Source organism: Kribbella sp. NPDC058693, from assembly GCF_042715335.1.
In the GTDB taxonomy this organism is placed as follows: domain Bacteria; phylum Actinomycetota; class Actinomycetes; order Propionibacteriales; family Kribbellaceae; genus Kribbella; species Kribbella jiaozuonensis.
Genome location: NZ_JBHXSQ010000006.1, coordinates 247,760 through 263,935 on the forward strand (window position 1 = coordinate 247,760; position 16,176 = coordinate 263,935).

The following is a 16,176-nucleotide window of genomic DNA, read 5'->3' on the forward strand; positions in this document are numbered from 1 at the left end:
CCCAGGTCACGCTGGTAGCCTGACCCGACCGGTCCGAAGGAGCGCAGCAGTGGCGGTCAGCATGTCCGACGTGGCCCGCCACGCGGGCGTGTCGCAGCGCACCGTGTCGAACGTGGTGAACAACTACGTCCACGTCTCCCCCGCGACCCGCGCCCGCGTCCAGGCCAGCCTCGACGCCCTCGGCTACCGCCCGAACACCGCCGCCCGCCGCCTGCGCACCGGCCGCACCGGCACCGTCACCCTGGCCGTCCCCACCTTCCGCGAGCGGTACTTCGCCGACCTCGCCGAAGCCGTCATCGCCGCCGCCCGCGACCGCGGTACGACGATCCTCGTCGAGACCACCGGCGGCCGCCACGACCTCGAGGTCGAGCTGCTTCGCGGTGGCGGCGACGTCCTGACCGACGGCGTGATCATGAGCGCGGTCTCGCTCAGCCGCACGGACCAGCGCAGTACGCACCCGGTCGTCCTGGTCGGCGACCGTGAGCCCGGCAGCGCGATCGACCACGTCGGTATCAAGAATCGCGAGGCAGCGCAGGCGGCCGTGACGCATCTGCTCGACACCGACCGGCGGCGGATCCTCCTGCTCGGCGCGAACCACGGCCCGCGGCGCTCGTACCAACTGCGTCGCCAGGGATACCAGGCCGCGCTCAAGAAACACGGCGTCGACCTCGACCCGGCGCTGATCGTGGACTGCGACTGGACCACCGCCGCGGCCACCGACGCGATCGCCCGCACCTACGACCGACTGCGCCCCGACGGAATCTTCGCGATGAACGACTCCGCCGCCCTCGGCGCCCTCCGAGCGCTGCAGCGCAACACCATCGACGTACCGGGCGACGTGTCGGTCATCGGCTTCGACGACATCGTCGAGTCCAGCCTGTCGACCCCGACGCTCAGCACGATCGCACCGCTGCTCGACGACATCGCGAGCACCGCGCTCGACCTCCTCGACGAGCAGCTGGACGACGATCACGTCCCGCAACACCGGATGGCCGGCTACGAACTCCGCGTCCGGGAGAGCACCACCCGCTAACCGAACCCGCGCCGGACAACCCCTTGTGGGCAGGATTTGCTACGTAGTAAATTCCGGCAGCATGACGCGTACCGCCCTCGCCCCCAGGTTCACCGGCGCCGGAAAGATCGAGTTCGCGGACCACGAGTACCCGGACCCCGCCCTCGGCCAACTCCTCCTCGCCGTCCAGGCGAACGCCCTCTGCGGCACCGACCGACACCAGTACTACGACGGCTCCTCCGTCGTACCCGGACACGAAGCCGCCGGCACCGTCCTGCAAGCCGGCGAAGGAACCAGCACGGCCGTCGGCACCCGCGGAGCCGTGTTCCTGATGGACTTCTGCGGCGAGTGCCGCAGCTGCCAACTGAACGCCACCAACCAGTGCCTGGCCAAGCGCGCCGACATGGGGTTCACCCACGACGGCGGCTACGGCCCGTACGAGCTGGTGCACGAGTCGAACTTCTTCCCGGTCACCGACGACGTCGAGATCGGCAACGCGACGATGCTGCTCGACGTGATGGGGACGAGCAGCCACGCGATCAGCCGGGCGGCACTGGTCAGACCAGACGTCGAGAGCGTGTACATCGCCGGTGCCGGCCCGATCGGTCTCGGCCTGACGGTGATGAGCAAGCTCAAGTACGGCGCCGACGTACCGGTCTACATCTCCGACTTCTCCCGCTGGCGGCTCGACTTCGCGGAGTCGTTCGGAGCGATCCCGCTGCTCGCCGACGACATCTCGGCGGCGGGCAACCCGGACGTCGCGTTCGATGCGTCCGGCAAGGAGTCCGCCCGGCGCGCCGCGCTCGACATCGTCAGCCAGCGCGGCGCGCTGATCTGCGTCGGCCACGGCGAATCGCTCACCATCGACGTGTCCAGCGACCTGATCGCCCCCGAGCACGCCATCCTCGGCAGCGAGTACTTCCGGTACGACGAGATGCCCGGCAACCTCGCGCTGTTGTCGGACCACCAGGAGCTCATCGGAAAGGTGATCAGCCACCGCTTCCCGGTCTCGGAGATCGCCGACGCGTTCGAGCTGTTCATGGCCGGCGAGACCGGCAAGGTGGTCGTCACGCAGGACGGCGCCGCATGAGAGTCGCGGTGGTCGGCGCCGGCGGTTGGGGCGAGCACCACGCGCGCATCTTCTCCCGCCGCGAGGACACCGAGCTGATCGGCATCTTCGGCCGTACGCCGGATCGCACGCGGGCGCGAGCCGAGCGGTACGGCACCACGCCGTACACCGATCTCGACGAGATGCTGCGCAACGCGCAGCCCGAGCTCGTCACAGTCTGCCTGCCGAACGAGGACCACTACGACATCACGCTGAAGCTGGTACGCACCGGCGTACCGCTGCTGGTCGAGAAGCCGCTCGTGTTCGACCTCGCCGAGGCGGACAGCCTGCTCGCGGAAGCCGGCGACAACTTCTTCGCGATCAACTTCAACCACCGGTACGCCGAACCCGTGCAGCGCGCGAAGGCACTCATCGACGCCGGCGAGCTCGGCGACCTCGTCTTCGCGACCTGGCGTTTCGGCGGCGATGCGAACCACGGGAACTCCCCGCACGCGAACCTGATCGAGACCCAGTGCCACGGGTTCGACATGCTCGAGCAACTGGTCGGACCAGTAGCCTCAGTAGCCGCGCAGATGACCGACAAGACGTACGGCGCCTTGAGCACGGTCGCGCTCGCGCTCGACTTCGAGAACCGCGCGGTCGGCACGATGCTCGGCACGTACGACTCGTCGTACGCCTATCCCGACACGCAGCGGATCGAGATCAACGGCACCGCCGGCCGACTCGTCATCCACGACACCGTCCGCGCGCTGACGTTCCAGAAGGCCGGCGACCCGGTCGAGCAACGCTGGCACTCGACGTACTTCGACGACGAGTCGCGCAACTTCGCCGGCACCTTCGACCGCCACGTCGACGCGCTCCTCACCGCACTGCGCAAGGGCGAGCAACCACCCGTCCACGCGAGCGCCGGCCGCCGCGCCCTGCAGTTGGCGCACGCCGCGATCGAATCCCATGAGACGGGACGCCGCGTCCTGACCTAAGTACGATCCAACCCATGGACCGGACCAACGCACTCGTCGAGCGGATCTTCCGGAACGCCGGGGCCGCACTCGAGCTCTACTCCATCTACCTCGGCGAGCGCCTGGGCCTGTACCGGGCGCTCGCCGACCAAGGCCCGGCGACCTCGGTCGAGCTGGCCGAACGCACCGGCACAAACGAGCGCTACATCCGCGAGTGGCTCGAGCACCACGCCGCCAGCGATCTCCTCGACGTCGACGACGTCACAGCAGCTCCGACCGAACGGCGCTACACCCTGCCGCCCGAGCATGTCTCGGTGCTGGCCGACGAGGACGACCTCGACTACCACGGCTACAAGGGTGTCGAGCTCGCGAGAGCGGCCCGGATGCTCCCGGACCTGGTCGAGGCGTACCGCACCGGCGACGCCCCGCCGCACCAGCCGTGGGAACCCGAGGGGCGGGCCGAGTTCAACCGCCCGACGTACCTGAACCTGCTCGGCAAGGAGTGGCTGCCCGCGATCCCTGAGATCGACGAGCGCCTGCGCGCCGATCCGCCGGCCCGGGTGGCCGACTTCGCCTGCGGCACCGGCTGGTCCTCGATAGCGATGGCCCAGGCGTACCCCAACATCACCGTCCACGGCGTTGACCTCGACGCGGACGCCATTGCCGCCGCCCAACGCCACGCCCACGAAACAGGACTGGACGATCGGGTGAGTTTCTCGGCGGCGAACGCATCCGACCAGTCAGGTCAGTTCGACCTGGTCACCATCCTCGAAGCCCTGCACGACATGTCCCACCCGGTCGATGCCCTCAGCACAGCCCGCCAGATGCTGGCCCCCGGCGGTTCGGTCCTGATCCTCGACGAGCTGGTCGAGGACCAGTTCACCGCACCGGCCTCGGATCTCGAGCGGTACCACTACGGCTGGAGCCTGATGTCCTGCCTGCCCGACGCAATGGGCGACCCGGACTCAGCCGCAACTGGCGCGCTGATGCGCCCGGACACCCTCCGCCGCTACGCCACCGAGGCAGGATTCACCGAGACGCAGGTCCTCCCCTTCCACACCGACCTGTTCCGCTTCTACCGGCTCATCCCGTGATCGCGTCAGCCTTCGCCTGCAGATAACGCTGCTCGGGGAGGCTCGTCGTACGGCGGGCCGCGGCCAGGTAATGGTCATGAGCCCGCCCAAGATCACCCGCGCGCTCGTAGAGATGGGCGCGGACGGCGTCAAGCCGATGGGTCTCGGTGATGTTCTTGTCGTCCTCAAGCGTCGCCAGCAGGTCGAGCCCCGCCTGCGGACCCTCGACCTGCGAGAGCGCGATCGCCCGGTTCAGCGTGACCATCGGGTTCGGCGCGATCTTCTCCAGCACCAGGTACAGCGAGAGGATCTGCCGCCAGTCGGTCTCGTCCGCGCTCGGCGCCTCCGCATGTACGGCGGCGATCGCGGCCTGCAGCTGGTACGGCCCGAGCCCGCCCTGCTGCAGCGTGTGCAGGATCAGGTCGGCACCCTCGGTGATCTGCGCGCGATCCCACAACGACCGGTCCTGCTCGTCGATCGGCACCAGACCGCCGTCCGCGGTCGTGCGGGCCGCCCGGCGCGAGTCGGTCAGCAACATCAACGCCAACAGGCCCGCGGTCTCGCCGTCGTCGGGCAGCGCCGTACGCAGCATCCGCGCCAGCCGGATCGCCTCGGCAGTCAGCTCGACCCGCTGCAGCTCCTCCCCCGAGCTCGCCGTGTAACCCTCGTTGAAGATCAGGTACAGCACCTGCAGTACGACGCGCAGCCGCTCGGCCCGCTCCGACTCCGGCGGCATCGCGAACCGGCTCCCCGCCGCCTTGATGCTCTTCTTCGCGCGGCTGATCCGCGGCGCCATCGTTGCCTCCGGCACCATAAACGCGCGGGCGATCTCCGCCGTCGTCAGACCGCCGACCGCCCGCAACGTCAACGCGACCTGCGACGCCGGCGTGACCGCCGGATGGCAGCACAGGAACAGCAACGTCAACGTGTCATCGGCGTCCGGAGCGTCGTCAACGTCGGCGCCCGGGGCAACCAACTCCTCCGGCCCTGCCATTGCCGCGACGCTGTCCTCACGCCGCCGCCGCGCACTCTCGCTCCGAAACGCATCCGTCAACCGTCGCGTCGCAACGGTGATCAGCCACCCCCGAGGATTCGCCGGTACGCCGTCGACCGGCCACTGCGTCGCCGCCGCCAGCAGGGCCTCCTGTACGGCGTCCTCGCACAAGTCGAACTGCCCGTGGCGCCGAGCCAAGAACCCCAGCACCTGCGGCGCCAACTCCCGCAACAACCCGTCCACCACGGTCAGTCCTCCCCTCGATACGCCCACCCCGACCACCCGTCAACCCGGATCGCGATCACCGGACCACGCGGCGGATCCGCCTCGTACTGCGGGTACTTCGCCGCCAGCAACTCGACCGCCGCCGCATCCGAGGCCACCACCCGCGCGACCCCGTCGACCCGTACCCACCACAGATGCGTCCAGTCCTCGTCGTACTCGTCGACCAGCACCGCGACCCGCTCGTTCGACGAGATGTTCCGCAACCGTTTCAGGTCCGTCGTCGACTTCGGCTTCTGGTCGATCCCGATGAACAGCTCGTCCGCATGGACGACGTACGTCACCGGTACGACGTGCGGCCGCAGGTCCGGGCCGACGGTCGCGAGACGTCCTACCCGCGCTGCCGCCACCCGAGCCCTGCAGCCTGCTTCGTCGAGTCGCACACTCCGACCCTAGCGGCTGACCGGCGCCTCCTTGCGCCAGAGCACTCCGCCGAGGATCGCCCACAGCGCCGACAGGATCATCGGCGGCAGCCCCACGGTCTCGTGCAACTCCTGCCCGCCGAACCAACGAAGAGATCGCAACCCGGCTGGGCGGGCTACCGCGACACCTGAGTCAGCGTTGCAGGCGGCGGAGAGCAGCGGTCGGGAGCGTGCGGGTGACAGGACCCAGGAGCGAGGCGTCGCGGAGCGCAGTACGGGCTGCCAGATGGCCGCAGGCGCCGTGGACTCCGCCGCCGGGGTGGATAGCGGAGCTGCCGAGGTACAGGCCGGTGACGAAGGTGCGGGCGCTGCCGAGGCCAATGGTCGGGCGGAAGACGAGTTGCTGGTGCAGCTGCATCGTGCCGCCGCCGAGGGCACCGAAACCGAGCGCAGCGTTGCCAGATTCGAGTGCGGACGGGCGCTGCAGCTCGCGATCGATGACCCGGTCGCCGAAGCCCGGGGCGTATCGCTCGATCGCGCGCTCCATCCGGCCGGCCAGCTTCTCCGCGGCCGCGTCCTCGGCGATCCCGCGCGGCAGATGAGAGTACGCCCAGACCGCCTCGGTGCCCTCGGGCGACCGGGTCGGATCGGACTTCGTCGTCTGCCCGATCAGCAGGAACGGCTGCGCCGGAACCCGCCCGGTGTCGAGATCCGCGGACACATGCACGAGATCGTCAGCGGTCCCAGCGAGGTGTACGACGCCGGCCGACCGCGCCTCCGCCGACTTCCACGGGATCGGCCCGCTCAGCCGGAAGTTCAGCTTGACCGTCGGGTAGTCCCACTCGAACCGCTCGTCGAGATCACGTCGCAGCCCCGCCGGAATGAGTGCCTCCGGCAACAACTCGCCGTACAACGCCGGTGCGGACGTATCCGCGATGACCGCGCGAGTGACCGAGACAGTCTCACCGGATGCCGTGTGTACGGCGGTCACGCGGCCCGCGGACACCTCGACGCGCGTCACCGGCGCACCCGGGACGAGCAACACTCCGGTGCGCTCGGCGCGTCGTACCAAGGCGCCGGAGAACGCCGATGATCCGCCGGTCGCGACCGGGTAGCCGACGTCCTGCGCCAGCATCGCGAGCAGCCAGCCCATCGTCCCGCTGACGCTGCCCGACAACGGCGCGTCGGCATGCAGTGAGTTCCCCGCGATGATGGCCGGCCCGTGCCGCCCGTCGAACAGCTCCTGCCCCATCCGGTGCATCGGCATCGCCATGAACCGCGCGAACCGCAGCAACTCCCCCGCCGAACCCAGCTTCCGCGCCAGCTTCAGCCCCGGCACGACAGGCGGCCAGGTCGTGAGCAACGCGTTCAGCAACGGCTCGCGGATCGACACGTACTGCTGGTACAGCCGCAGCCAAGCGTCACCGTCACCAGGGTGCTCGGCGCCGAGCGACTTCGCGGTGTCCTCGGGATCCCGGTGGATCGCTGCCGCAGCACCGTCCTCGTCGAGCAGATGGACCAGCGGCAGCGGCGCGTTCGACCATTTCAGGCCGAACTTCTCCAGCTCCAGCGCCCGCATCACCGGCGACGCGACCCCGAGCGGGTAGTTCGAACTGAAACGATCACTGATCCAGCCGCCCTCCTCGGTCGACCGGACCGCACCGCCGAACGTGTCGGCGGCCTCCAGCACCAGGACGTCCCAGCCCGCGTCGGCAAGCGTGATCGCGCTCACGAGCCCGTTCGGCCCCGAACCGATCACCACGGCATCAACCCTGCGCGGCAGCATGCCTACGACCTTAGCTCGATCTCCCGGATCAGAGCCGTGACCTCCCGGGCGCGCCCGATCATTGCCGGATCGACCATCCGCCCGTCCGGCAGGACGATCACACCGCCGCGCTCGACATCCGCCTTCTCCACGGCCGCGAGCAGGGCCTCCGCCTCGGCCACCTGCGCATCCGTAGGGGTGAACGCCTCGACGATCGTGGTGAGCTGTCGCGGGTGGATCGCCGTCCGGCCGACGAAGCCCAGCATCCGCCCCTCCAGCGACGTACGCCGGAGCCCGTCGAAGTCGTCGACCCGCGGGTACACCGACATCATCGGTGCGCCCAGCCCGGCCGCCCGGGACGCCGACACCAGCCGGCCGCGCGACCACGCCAGCCCGGCCGCGTCGTCCACCCCGAGCGCACTCGACAGATCCGCTTCGCCCAGTGCGACCGCGACCACCCGCGGATCGGCGGTGGCGATCTCGAACGCGCGCTCGACCCCCAGCGGCGACTCGATCAACGCGGTGATCCTTGCCGATGGCACCTTCTCCAGCACGGCCCGCACATCGGCCGCGCTCTCCACCTTCGGCAGCCGGATCCGGACCGCCGGCACGGCGGAGATCGCGGCCAGGTCGTCCTCGATCCACGGCGTCCCGAGCGCGTTCACCCGGATCTCGACCGGCCCGTGCGCGTTCGCGGCGATCCAGGCGACCGCCCACCCGCGTGCATCCGCCTTGGCGTCGACCGGTACGGCGTCCTCCAGGTCGAACACCACCAGATCGGGGCCCGCAGCAACAGCTTTCGCGAACCGGTCCGGCCGGTTGGCCGGAACATACAGTGCCGTCAGCACTCTGAACGCCCCCTCCAGGCCATTACCACACGGACTACACGACCCCGGCAGCCCGCAGCGCAGCAAGCTGATCAGGGGTGACGCCGACCTCCGCGAGCACCTCGTCGGTGTTCGCGCCGTGCGGCCCGCCGGCCCAACGGATCGAACCCGGCGACTCGGACAACCGGAACAGCACGTTCTGCATCTGCACCGGCCCGCCGAGCTCGTCGTCGTCGACGCTGACGATCGTCCCGAGTGCGGCGTACTGCGGATCGCTCATGATCCCGCGGATGTCGTGCACCGGCCCGACCGCGGCCTCGGCCTTCTCGAACTCCTCCATCACGAGCTCCAACGGCCGCGCCGCGATCCACGAACCCACCGCGTCGTCGAGCTCGTCGGCGTGCTCGGCCCGCTCCCGCCCGGTCGCGAACCACGGCTCCGCGACAAGATCCGCACGACCGACCAGCGTCACCACCCGCTCGGCGATGCTCTGCGAACTTGTCGACACGGCGACCCATCGACCATCCGCGGTCCGGTACACGTTCCGCGGCGCGTTGTTCGACGACCGGTTCCCCAGCCGCGGCTGCACGTACCCGGTCTGCTGGTACGCCGTGATGCCGCCGCCGAGCATCATCAGGATCGGCTCGATGATCGCCATGTCGATCACCTGCCCCGCACCGGAGCGATCTCGCTCGCGCAACGCGACCAGAACGGCGTACGCCGTGGCGAGTGCGGTGATCCCGTCCGCGAGACCGAACGGCGGCAGCGTCGGCGGACCGTCCGGCTCACCGGTGACCGCCGCGAACCCACTCATTGCCTCGGCCAACGATCCGAACCCGGGCCGCCGCGACCACGGACCGACCTGCCCGAACGCCGTCACCCGCGCGATCACCAGCCGCGGATTCGCCTCCAGCAACACGTCCGGCCCGAGGCCCCAACGCTCCAACGTCCCTGGCCGGAAGTTCTCGACCAGCACATCGTTGGACCTGACCAGGTCGAGGAACACGTCCCGGCCGCGGGACAGGTCGAGGGTCGCGAGCCGCTTGTTCCGCCCGAGGGTCTTGAACCACAGCCCGACGCCGTCCTTTGAAGCACCGTGCGTCCGCGCGGCGTCCGGCCGCGACGGGTGCTCGATCTTCGTCACATCGGCGCCGAAGTCACCGAGGAAGGTCGCTGCCAGCGGTCCCGCGAACAGCGTCGCCGCCTCGAGCACCTTCACACCGTCAAGAGGAGCAGACCTCATCCCGCACACCTGAAGCCGATGGTCTCCGAGCGATCGAGACCACCTCCGGTCAGCACCAGCTTGAAGCTGACCTCGGGCCGCTGCGGGCCGCCGTCGGCGTACCAATCGGAGCCCTTGGCAACATAATGCGAACCGCCCTTGAGAATGCAGAACCGGCTGCGGCCGTCGCGGTACTCGCTCTCGGTCAGGTTCCACACCAGTGGCTCGCGGCGCTCGAAGCCTTCGACAGCTGCCGCGACCTGCCACTCGTCCTCGGTCGGCAGCCGGCCGCCACGCCACGCGGCGTACGCCCGCGCGTCCGGCAGGTCGACGTACGTGACCGGATGGTCCTCGGTCCCCGGGACGGGCGCGCCCTCGACCCAGTGCCTCAGGAACCGGTTCGCGACCACCGGCCGATAGCCGGTCGCCTTGAGGAACTCGGAGTACTCCGCGTTGCTCACCTCACGCACCGCGACCGAGATGCCGGACAGCTCTACCTCGCGCTTCACGCTCTGCATGTCGTGCAGCCGTGGCGGCAGCGGCTTCCACTCCTCCACGTACGGCGCTGTGTCGTACAACCCGGTCTCGCGCCGCCGGTGCCGAACGATCAACGTCCGCTCCCCAGCCGGTACGTCGACCGTCACGCCGATGTCTGCGCTACCTGAAACCGCGGGCACCGCGACCAGCTCGGCCGGACGCATCGGGAATGCCGACTCACGCACATGCGCCCGCGGCATCGTGCCCAACCGGCGCGCGGTCGCCCGGCAGGATGCACCGGCGGTCGCGCCGACCCGGACGATGCCGGCCACGCCACGCCCCGGCACGACCAGGTGGACACCCTCGTCGTCCGAGGTGATCGGGACGCCCGACGTCACGTCGTACCAGTCGCCGACCTGGTCCTCGGAGCGCAGGACGATGCCGTCGAAGTCCTCCTCGTCGCGGTTGATCAGCGTCCAGAAGGTGATGTCTGCCAGGTCGAACCGGGACCCGTAGACGCCGTGGTCGCGCGCCTTCTCCGGGATCTCCGGCGTCAGCTGGATCCAGTCGCCGTCGATCAGCACCGGCGCGAACGCGCGCTGAGCGGCGACCATCCGGCGCAGTGTCGCGCGGTCGCGGGCGTTCCAGCCGACCCACGCCGAGAACACCGACTCCCAGACCAGCATGCCGACGCCGTTGACCCACGCCGACTGCAGCTCGTCGCTGTGGTCGCGGTTCCACCGGCGGGTGTGGTGCATCATGTGCCGGCGTTCGAACAGGTGCGCACGCAGCACACCCGGCGCGTCCGTGTCCGCGAACCACTGCGCCCAGGACAGCGCGTGGTCCGCGATCCTTGCCATCGGCAGCCGTGACTCGCCCTCGAACGCGATCGCCGGGTTCGCCTGCCGGAGCGCGCGGGTGAAGGCCGGATCGCCTTCCTTCAACGTGTCCAGGAAGACGCCGTCGACGGCGAAGTCGGTCACCAGCGCCGCGAACTCGTCAGCGTCGGAGCGCGCGGCGCGGCGGGTGCCGACGTCCCACGGGTTGTAGTCGAAGAACACCTTCAGGCCGAGCCGGTGCAGGTCGTCGATCAACGCCCGCAGCCCCGGCACGTCCCGGTAGAAGTCGAACTGGTTCCGGTCGTCGATCCCGATCACCGGGTACGCGTGCCAGAGCACGATCGCGTCGTGCCCGCCGAACTCGTCGAGCCCGTGCTGGACGAACTTCTCCGGCGTGAACTTCCCCGTCCGTACGTCGTACAGCAGGTCGTCCCAGAGCCAGACCAGCGCCACCGAGTACGCCGTCTGGGTCCACTCGCGACCGGGCTGGTCGTAGTGCGAGCCGTCGTACCGCGTCCGCTCGATCGCGCCGAACCGCCACTCGGCCAGCTTGGCGCGCCAGCGCGGCAGATCACCCGGGTCCTCCGGAGCGCCGAGGATCTTGGCGTCGTCCAGGAAGGACAGATCGGTCCCGAGACCCAGGTCGACCCTTGCAGGCAGATCGATGGGCCGCGGTTCGAGCGGATTCACAGGTACACCTCCGCATAACGCGCGTCGATTGCATCCCCGTGAGGCACCGAGGAGATCGCCCCCGCGGCTTGAACACTTAATGAAGCAGCAACGTTAGCGCGTCGGACCGCGTTCGTCAGGTCGCTTCCGGTGATCGAGTCGTTAACTGACACGGCAGCTAATGCTGCGGCCAGCACACCGCAGAAGGTATCGCCCGCTGCCGTCGTGTCGACAACCTCGACAGGTACGCCGGGAACCGCAATTTCGTCGGTGTCCCGGGTCAGGATGACCGCGCCGTCGCCGCCGAGCGTGACGATCGCGGCCGGCACCTTCTTCAGCAGCGCGGACCGGTCCTGACCACCGACCACCTCGGCCTCGGTCTCGTTCACCACCAGCAGGTCGACCTCGGCGAGCAGTTCGTCGGAGAGGTCCGCGGCCGGAGCCGCGTTGAGGATGAAGTACGTCGAGGCCGCGGCTGCCGCCTGGACGGTGGAGAACGGGATCTCCAATTGGGAAAGCACGATTTTCGCTTGTCCGATTGCGGCCAGCGCATCCGCGGACAGAGCCAGCTCGCCGTTCGCGCCGGGCGCGACCACGATCGAGTTCTCGCCGCTCTCCTCGACGGTGATGATCGCCGTACCGGTCGGGGCGTCGCTCGTCGTCGCAAGCGAGAGGTCTACCCCGGAGCCGCCGAGCGCATCGCGTAGCAGTGCGCCGCCGTCGTCGGCACCGAGCGCGACGACCATCGCCGTCCGTGCACCGGCCCGCGCCGCGGCGACGGCCTGATTGGCTCCCTTACCGCCCGGACCACGGCTCATCACCCCCGCGAGAACGGTCTCGCCGGGGCGCGGAATGCGCTGGACCGGTAACACCAGATCCACGTTCGCACTGCCCACTACGACAACCTCAGGCTGCACCCCGCGACACCTCCACAGTCCTAGCCGCCAGTTCGTCGATCGCGATCTGGTTCATTCCCGGGAGACTTGTGGTCACCCGGTTGTCCAGTGGTGTGGACCACTCTGCCGGAACCCCGCGCGTCGCGCCAAACACAGCGCCCACCGTGGCGCCGGCCGAGTCGGTGTCCCAGCCGCCCATCACCGCACGACCGATCGCGGTGCTGAAATCCGGAGCGGTCAGCGCGTACGCCGTGAGTGCGGTGTTGTTCACCGCGTGCACCCAATGCAGGTCGCCGTACTCCGCGTGCAACGCGTCCAGCGCATCGTCGAGCTCGGCGTCCGCGAGCGTGAGACCGAAGCGGACGGCGCGAGCGATCGCACCCTGCCCGTTGACCACCTCGAGGCCGGCAACCGCCGCCTTGATCGGGTCGTCGAGGACCAGAGCGGCCGCCGACATCGCCGCCACCCAGAGTGCCCCGTCGACGCCTGCGCCGGTGTGGCTCAGCCGGGCGTCGACGAGCGCCAGCCGGGCGGCCGCAGTACGGTCGCCGGGGTGTGCCCAGCCGTAGGCGTCGGTGCGGATCTGCGCGCCGATCCACTCGCGGAACGGGTTCCCGACGACGGCCGCGCGGGCCGGGTCGACACCTTCGAGAAGGTTGCGGTAGGCAACACGTTCGGCGGTGAACACGCGTCCGGCCGGCAGCTCGTTCAGCCAGCTCTGCGCGACGTCCTCGGTGGTCAGCCCAGGCCCGTACCGCTCCATCATCAGCAGCGCGAGGATGGCGAAGTTGATGTCGTCGTCCTCCGGCATCCCGTCGATGACCTCGCGCAGGCTGTTGACCTTCGACCGCCGGTTCCACGGCCACCGCAGCTGCACATCCTCCGGCACGCCGACGGCAGTGATGTACTGCGTCAGCGGCCACTGCCCCGAGCTAGCCAGGATCTCGCGAATGCCCTCGCGCGGGATCTTCTCGACCGGCTTGCCGAGCAGGTTGCCCGCACACCGGCCGAGCCACGCGTTCAACGTCCGCGCCTCGAGCTCGACCGGCTCGCCGAGCGACGGCAGCTCGGGAATCTCCGGCTCGTGCCACTCCGCAGTACGTGCGTCGAGTACGTCGAGCAGCTCACGGGCCAGTGCGCGCAGTGCCGGTGGCGCGGGCTCGGCGGAGGCGCCCGACACGGGGGCGTCCGTCGTACCGCCTGCTGCCAGCCAGCGGGCCTGGACGTCGGTGACGTCCACGCCCTCGGACCGCGCCTGGACCAGCTGGTGCGGGAGCAGGTCCTCCGGCTGCACCCAGGTCATTCTCATCGCGTCAAAGTCTCCAGTACTTCGCTACGCCGCGCCCATCGACGCGCGTCAGCCGCCTGCAGGTCGACGGCTACCGAGGCCATCACCCTTCCCGGCTCGATCAGGTCGGTCTTGCTCGCTTCGGCGATGTCGGCGGCCCAGTCCGCGGGTACGCCGTCGCGTCCGCTCAGCGCCCCGGTGATCGCGCCGGCCATCGACGCGATCGAGTCCGCGTCGCGGCCGTAGTTCGTACCGCCGAGGACGGCCCGGCGTACATCTCCCTCGGAGACCAGGACGAAGCCGAGCGCGACCGGAAGCTCCTCGATCGCCTTGGTCCGGCTCGGACGGCGTGCGTCCATCGACAGTTCGCGGTAGTTCGGTCCGACAGTGTCGTAGGGCTCGATCGCCTTGCGCAGCAGGGGAATCGCCTGCTCCCAGTCGGTCACGCCATCGGCCGCTTCGACCACCGCCTCGACGGCCCTCCGAGTGCCGTCCTTGGCGAGCCGCAGAGCCGCCTCTACCGCCGACACAACCGTTGCCCCGGGCACCATTGCGGCGGCGACGGCGGCCGCGAACACGCCGGCCGCCTCCCGCCCGTAGCTCGACTGATGCGCACCGGCGACGTCGATCGCCTCGGCGTACGCACCCTCGGGATCGCCCGCGTTGGCGACGCCGACCGGTGCCATGTACATCGCCGCACCGCAGTTGACGATGTTGCCGACGCCGGCCTCCCGCGGATCGACGTGCCCGTAGTGCAGGCGGGCGACCAGCCACTTCTCGGCCAGGAACACCCGCTGCAGCAGCAACGCGTCCGCCTCGAGCTCCGGGACCCAGCGGGTCCCGTCGATCATCTTCGGCACCAGCGACTCGGCGACGGCGTACGCGTCGAGGTGGGTACGGCGTTCGTCGTACACCTCGACCAGCGCGTGCGTCATCAACGTGTCGTCGGTGATGTGCCCGTCGCCCTTGTGGTACGGCGCGATCGGGCGCGCCGTCCGCCAGTCGTCGTACCACGGGCCGACGATGCCGGTGACCCAGCCGCCGTGCCGTTCCCGGATCGCCTCCGGGGTCCAGCCCTCGACGGCTCCACCGATCGCGTCACCGACCGCGGAACCGACGAGGGCACCTACCGACTTGCTTTCCAGCTCGGACGTCACTGGTTGACCTGACCCCATCCATCGCTCAGTTTCTTGCCCAACGCGGCCAGATCGGTCTTGTTCGCCAGGTACTCCTGCAGCGCCGGCGTCGCGATCTGGTCCTTCCACTTCGGGTAGTTCTCGACGCTCTGGAACGGCGCCTTGGTCAGTTCGGTGCCGCTGGCAAGCGTCTGCTGCCAGCCGTCCTTACCGCCGGTGGTCTTGAGGATCGCGTCCCGGGCCGCCTGCGTGGTCGGGATCAGCCAGTCGCCCTGACCGACCGCGGCCAGGTTCTCGGCCTTCATGAAGTAGTCGATGAACTTCGCCGACTGCTCGATGTGCTTGCCCTCGGCCGGCACCGACAGGGTCTGCGGGTTCGCGGCCTGCTTGGTGCTGGTGCCCTTCAGCGGCGGCAGCACCTCCCACTGGAAGGTCTTCGGCGCCTCCTCGAGGATCTGCTGCGCGACGTAGTTGCCGGCGACAATCATCGCGTACTTGCCGGCGTAGAACCCGGGCAGTACGTCGGAGGCGGCCTGCGTCAGCGAGGTCGGGTCGATCGACTTGTCGTCGTAGGCCATCGCGTGGATCCGCTTCGGCACCTCGAGCTCCGGGTCGCCGATCGTTGCCTTGGCGTCCTTACCGGTCCCGTCGAAGAACTTCCCGTCGAAGTTCATCCCGAGGTTCAGCACGGTCGCGGTCGGGCTCTTCAGGCCCCAGCCGAGTCCGTACTTGCCGGCCGCGGTCAGCTTCTTCGCATCGGCGGCCAGGTCGTCCCAGGTGAGCGAGTCACCGGACGCGGTGATCCCGGCCTGCTTGAGCAGCGCGGAGTTGCCGAGGACGACGTACGACTGCATCAGCGTCGGTGCGCCGTAGATCTTGCCGTCGTTCGAGACCGTGTCCCAGACGCCCTGCGGGACGGCGTCCTTGGTCCCCTGGCTCAGGTACGGCGAGAGGTCCGCGAGGTACCCCTGGTTGATGAACCCGGTGATGTCGGCGGACTCGTCGTGGATGATGTCCGGCGCGGTCCCGCCCTGGAACTGGGTGACCAGCTGGTCGTGCACGGAGTCCCAGCTGCCCTGGACGTACTCGACCTGGATGTTCGGGTTCGCGGCGTTCCAGTCGGCGACGATCTTCTTGGTCGCGGCCACCGTCGTCTTCTGGAAGGCGAGGCTCTGGAACTTCAGCGTCACCTTCTCGTCGGACGAACCCGAACTGTTGTTGTCGTTGCTGTTGCCCCCACACGCGGCGAGCGTCACCAGCGCACCCGCCGCGAGCAACGCGGTCAGTACCTTCTTCATTACCTCTC

Annotated in this window: 14 protein-coding genes; 4 read left to right on the forward strand and 10 right to left on the reverse strand. The window is 69.4% G+C overall.

The window, feature by feature from the left end; translation table 11 throughout:
- Positions 1-49 precede the first annotated feature (49 nt).
- The 4 genes from ACFWUU_RS38310 to ACFWUU_RS38325 all read left to right on the forward strand — a co-directional run bounded on the left by ACFWUU_RS38310 (position 50) and on the right by ACFWUU_RS38325 (position 4,134).
- Positions 50-1,033 (forward strand): LacI family DNA-binding transcriptional regulator, encoded by a 984-nt coding sequence (locus tag ACFWUU_RS38310; RefSeq protein WP_380183285.1) that lies wholly within the window; start codon positions 50-52, stop codon positions 1,031-1,033.
- A 61-nt stretch (positions 1,034-1,094) separates the two neighbouring features.
- The gene (locus tag ACFWUU_RS38315) at positions 1,095-2,102 is read left to right on the forward strand and encodes an alcohol dehydrogenase catalytic domain-containing protein (protein WP_380183286.1); all 1,008 of its coding nucleotides are present in this window, start codon (positions 1,095-1,097) and stop codon (positions 2,100-2,102) included.
- Positions 2,099-3,061 carry a Gfo/Idh/MocA family protein gene (locus tag ACFWUU_RS38320; protein ID WP_380183287.1) on the forward strand — a complete coding sequence of 321 codons (963 nt, stop codon included), beginning with the start codon at positions 2,099-2,101 and terminating at the stop codon, positions 3,059-3,061. The genes ACFWUU_RS38315 and ACFWUU_RS38320 overlap by 4 nt, the downstream gene beginning before the upstream one ends.
- Before the next feature lie 14 nt (positions 3,062-3,075).
- Positions 3,076-4,134 (forward strand): class I SAM-dependent methyltransferase, encoded by a 1,059-nt coding sequence (locus ACFWUU_RS38325; protein ID WP_380183288.1) that lies wholly within the window; start codon positions 3,076-3,078, stop codon positions 4,132-4,134.
- Here ACFWUU_RS38325 and ACFWUU_RS38330 read toward each other — a convergent pair.
- The 10 genes from ACFWUU_RS38330 to ACFWUU_RS38375 form a co-directional block, all read right to left on the reverse strand.
- A complete protein-coding gene (locus ACFWUU_RS38330; protein WP_137257919.1) occupies positions 4,124-5,359 on the reverse strand; it encodes an RNA polymerase sigma factor in 1,236 nt (411 codons plus the stop codon). The genes ACFWUU_RS38325 and ACFWUU_RS38330 overlap by 11 nt on opposite strands.
- A complete protein-coding gene (locus ACFWUU_RS38335) occupies positions 5,356-5,772 on the reverse strand; it encodes a TIGR03668 family PPOX class F420-dependent oxidoreductase (protein ID WP_380183289.1) in 417 nt (138 codons plus the stop codon). Before ACFWUU_RS38335 ends, ACFWUU_RS38330 begins: the two co-directional genes overlap by 4 nt.
- A 172-nt stretch (positions 5,773-5,944) precedes the next feature.
- Complete coding sequence (locus ACFWUU_RS38340) at positions 5,945-7,537, reverse strand: phytoene desaturase family protein (RefSeq protein WP_380183290.1); 1,593 nt, start codon at positions 7,535-7,537, stop codon at positions 5,945-5,947.
- Positions 7,538-7,539: 2 nt separating this feature from the next.
- Complete coding sequence (locus tag ACFWUU_RS38345; protein WP_380183291.1) at positions 7,540-8,364, reverse strand: HpcH/HpaI aldolase/citrate lyase family protein; 825 nt, start codon at positions 8,362-8,364, stop codon at positions 7,540-7,542.
- A 34-nt stretch (positions 8,365-8,398) separates the two neighbouring features.
- Complete coding sequence (locus tag ACFWUU_RS38350) at positions 8,399-9,586, reverse strand: CaiB/BaiF CoA transferase family protein (protein ID WP_380183292.1); 1,188 nt, start codon at positions 9,584-9,586, stop codon at positions 8,399-8,401.
- The gene (locus ACFWUU_RS38355) at positions 9,583-11,571 is read right to left on the reverse strand and encodes an SUMF1/EgtB/PvdO family nonheme iron enzyme (protein WP_380183293.1); all 1,989 of its coding nucleotides are present in this window, start codon (positions 11,569-11,571) and stop codon (positions 9,583-9,585) included. The genes ACFWUU_RS38350 and ACFWUU_RS38355 overlap by 4 nt, the downstream gene beginning before the upstream one ends.
- Positions 11,568-12,467, reverse strand: a complete 900-nt coding sequence (locus ACFWUU_RS38360; RefSeq protein WP_380183294.1) for a ribokinase — start codon at positions 12,465-12,467, stop codon at positions 11,568-11,570. Before ACFWUU_RS38360 ends, ACFWUU_RS38355 begins: the two co-directional genes overlap by 4 nt.
- Positions 12,457-13,755, reverse strand: coding sequence for an ADP-ribosylglycohydrolase family protein (locus ACFWUU_RS38365; protein WP_380183295.1), 1,299 nt, complete (start codon positions 13,753-13,755; stop codon positions 12,457-12,459). Before ACFWUU_RS38365 ends, ACFWUU_RS38360 begins: the two co-directional genes overlap by 11 nt.
- On the reverse strand, positions 13,752-14,891 hold the full coding sequence (locus ACFWUU_RS38370; RefSeq protein WP_380183296.1) for an ADP-ribosylglycohydrolase family protein: 1,140 nt from the start codon (positions 14,889-14,891) through the stop codon (positions 13,752-13,754). Before ACFWUU_RS38370 ends, ACFWUU_RS38365 begins: the two co-directional genes overlap by 4 nt.
- Positions 14,888-16,168, reverse strand: coding sequence for an ABC transporter substrate-binding protein (locus tag ACFWUU_RS38375; protein WP_380183298.1), 1,281 nt, complete (start codon positions 16,166-16,168; stop codon positions 14,888-14,890). The genes ACFWUU_RS38370 and ACFWUU_RS38375 overlap by 4 nt, the downstream gene beginning before the upstream one ends.
- Between the last annotated feature and the right edge of the window lie 8 nt (positions 16,169-16,176).

Coding starts and splice junctions, on each gene's coding strand:
- ACFWUU_RS38315 (WP_380183286.1), top strand. CDS start 1,095: ATGACGCGTACCGCCCTCGCCCCCAGGTTCACCGGCGCCGGAAAGATC.
- ACFWUU_RS38320 (WP_380183287.1), top strand. CDS start 2,099: ATGAGAGTCGCGGTGGTCGGCGCCGGCGGTTGGGGCGAGCACCACGCG.
- ACFWUU_RS38325 (WP_380183288.1), top strand. CDS start 3,076: ATGGACCGGACCAACGCACTCGTCGAGCGGATCTTCCGGAACGCCGGG.
- ACFWUU_RS38340 (WP_380183290.1), bottom strand. CDS start 7,537: ATGCTGCCGCGCAGGGTTGATGCCGTGGTGATCGGTTCGGGGCCGAAC.
- ACFWUU_RS38350 (WP_380183292.1), bottom strand. CDS start 9,586: ATGAGGTCTGCTCCTCTTGACGGTGTGAAGGTGCTCGAGGCGGCGACG.
- ACFWUU_RS38365 (WP_380183295.1), bottom strand. CDS start 13,755: ATGAGAATGACCTGGGTGCAGCCGGAGGACCTGCTCCCGCACCAGCTG.
- ACFWUU_RS38375 (WP_380183298.1), bottom strand. CDS start 16,168: ATGAAGAAGGTACTGACCGCGTTGCTCGCGGCGGGTGCGCTGGTGACG.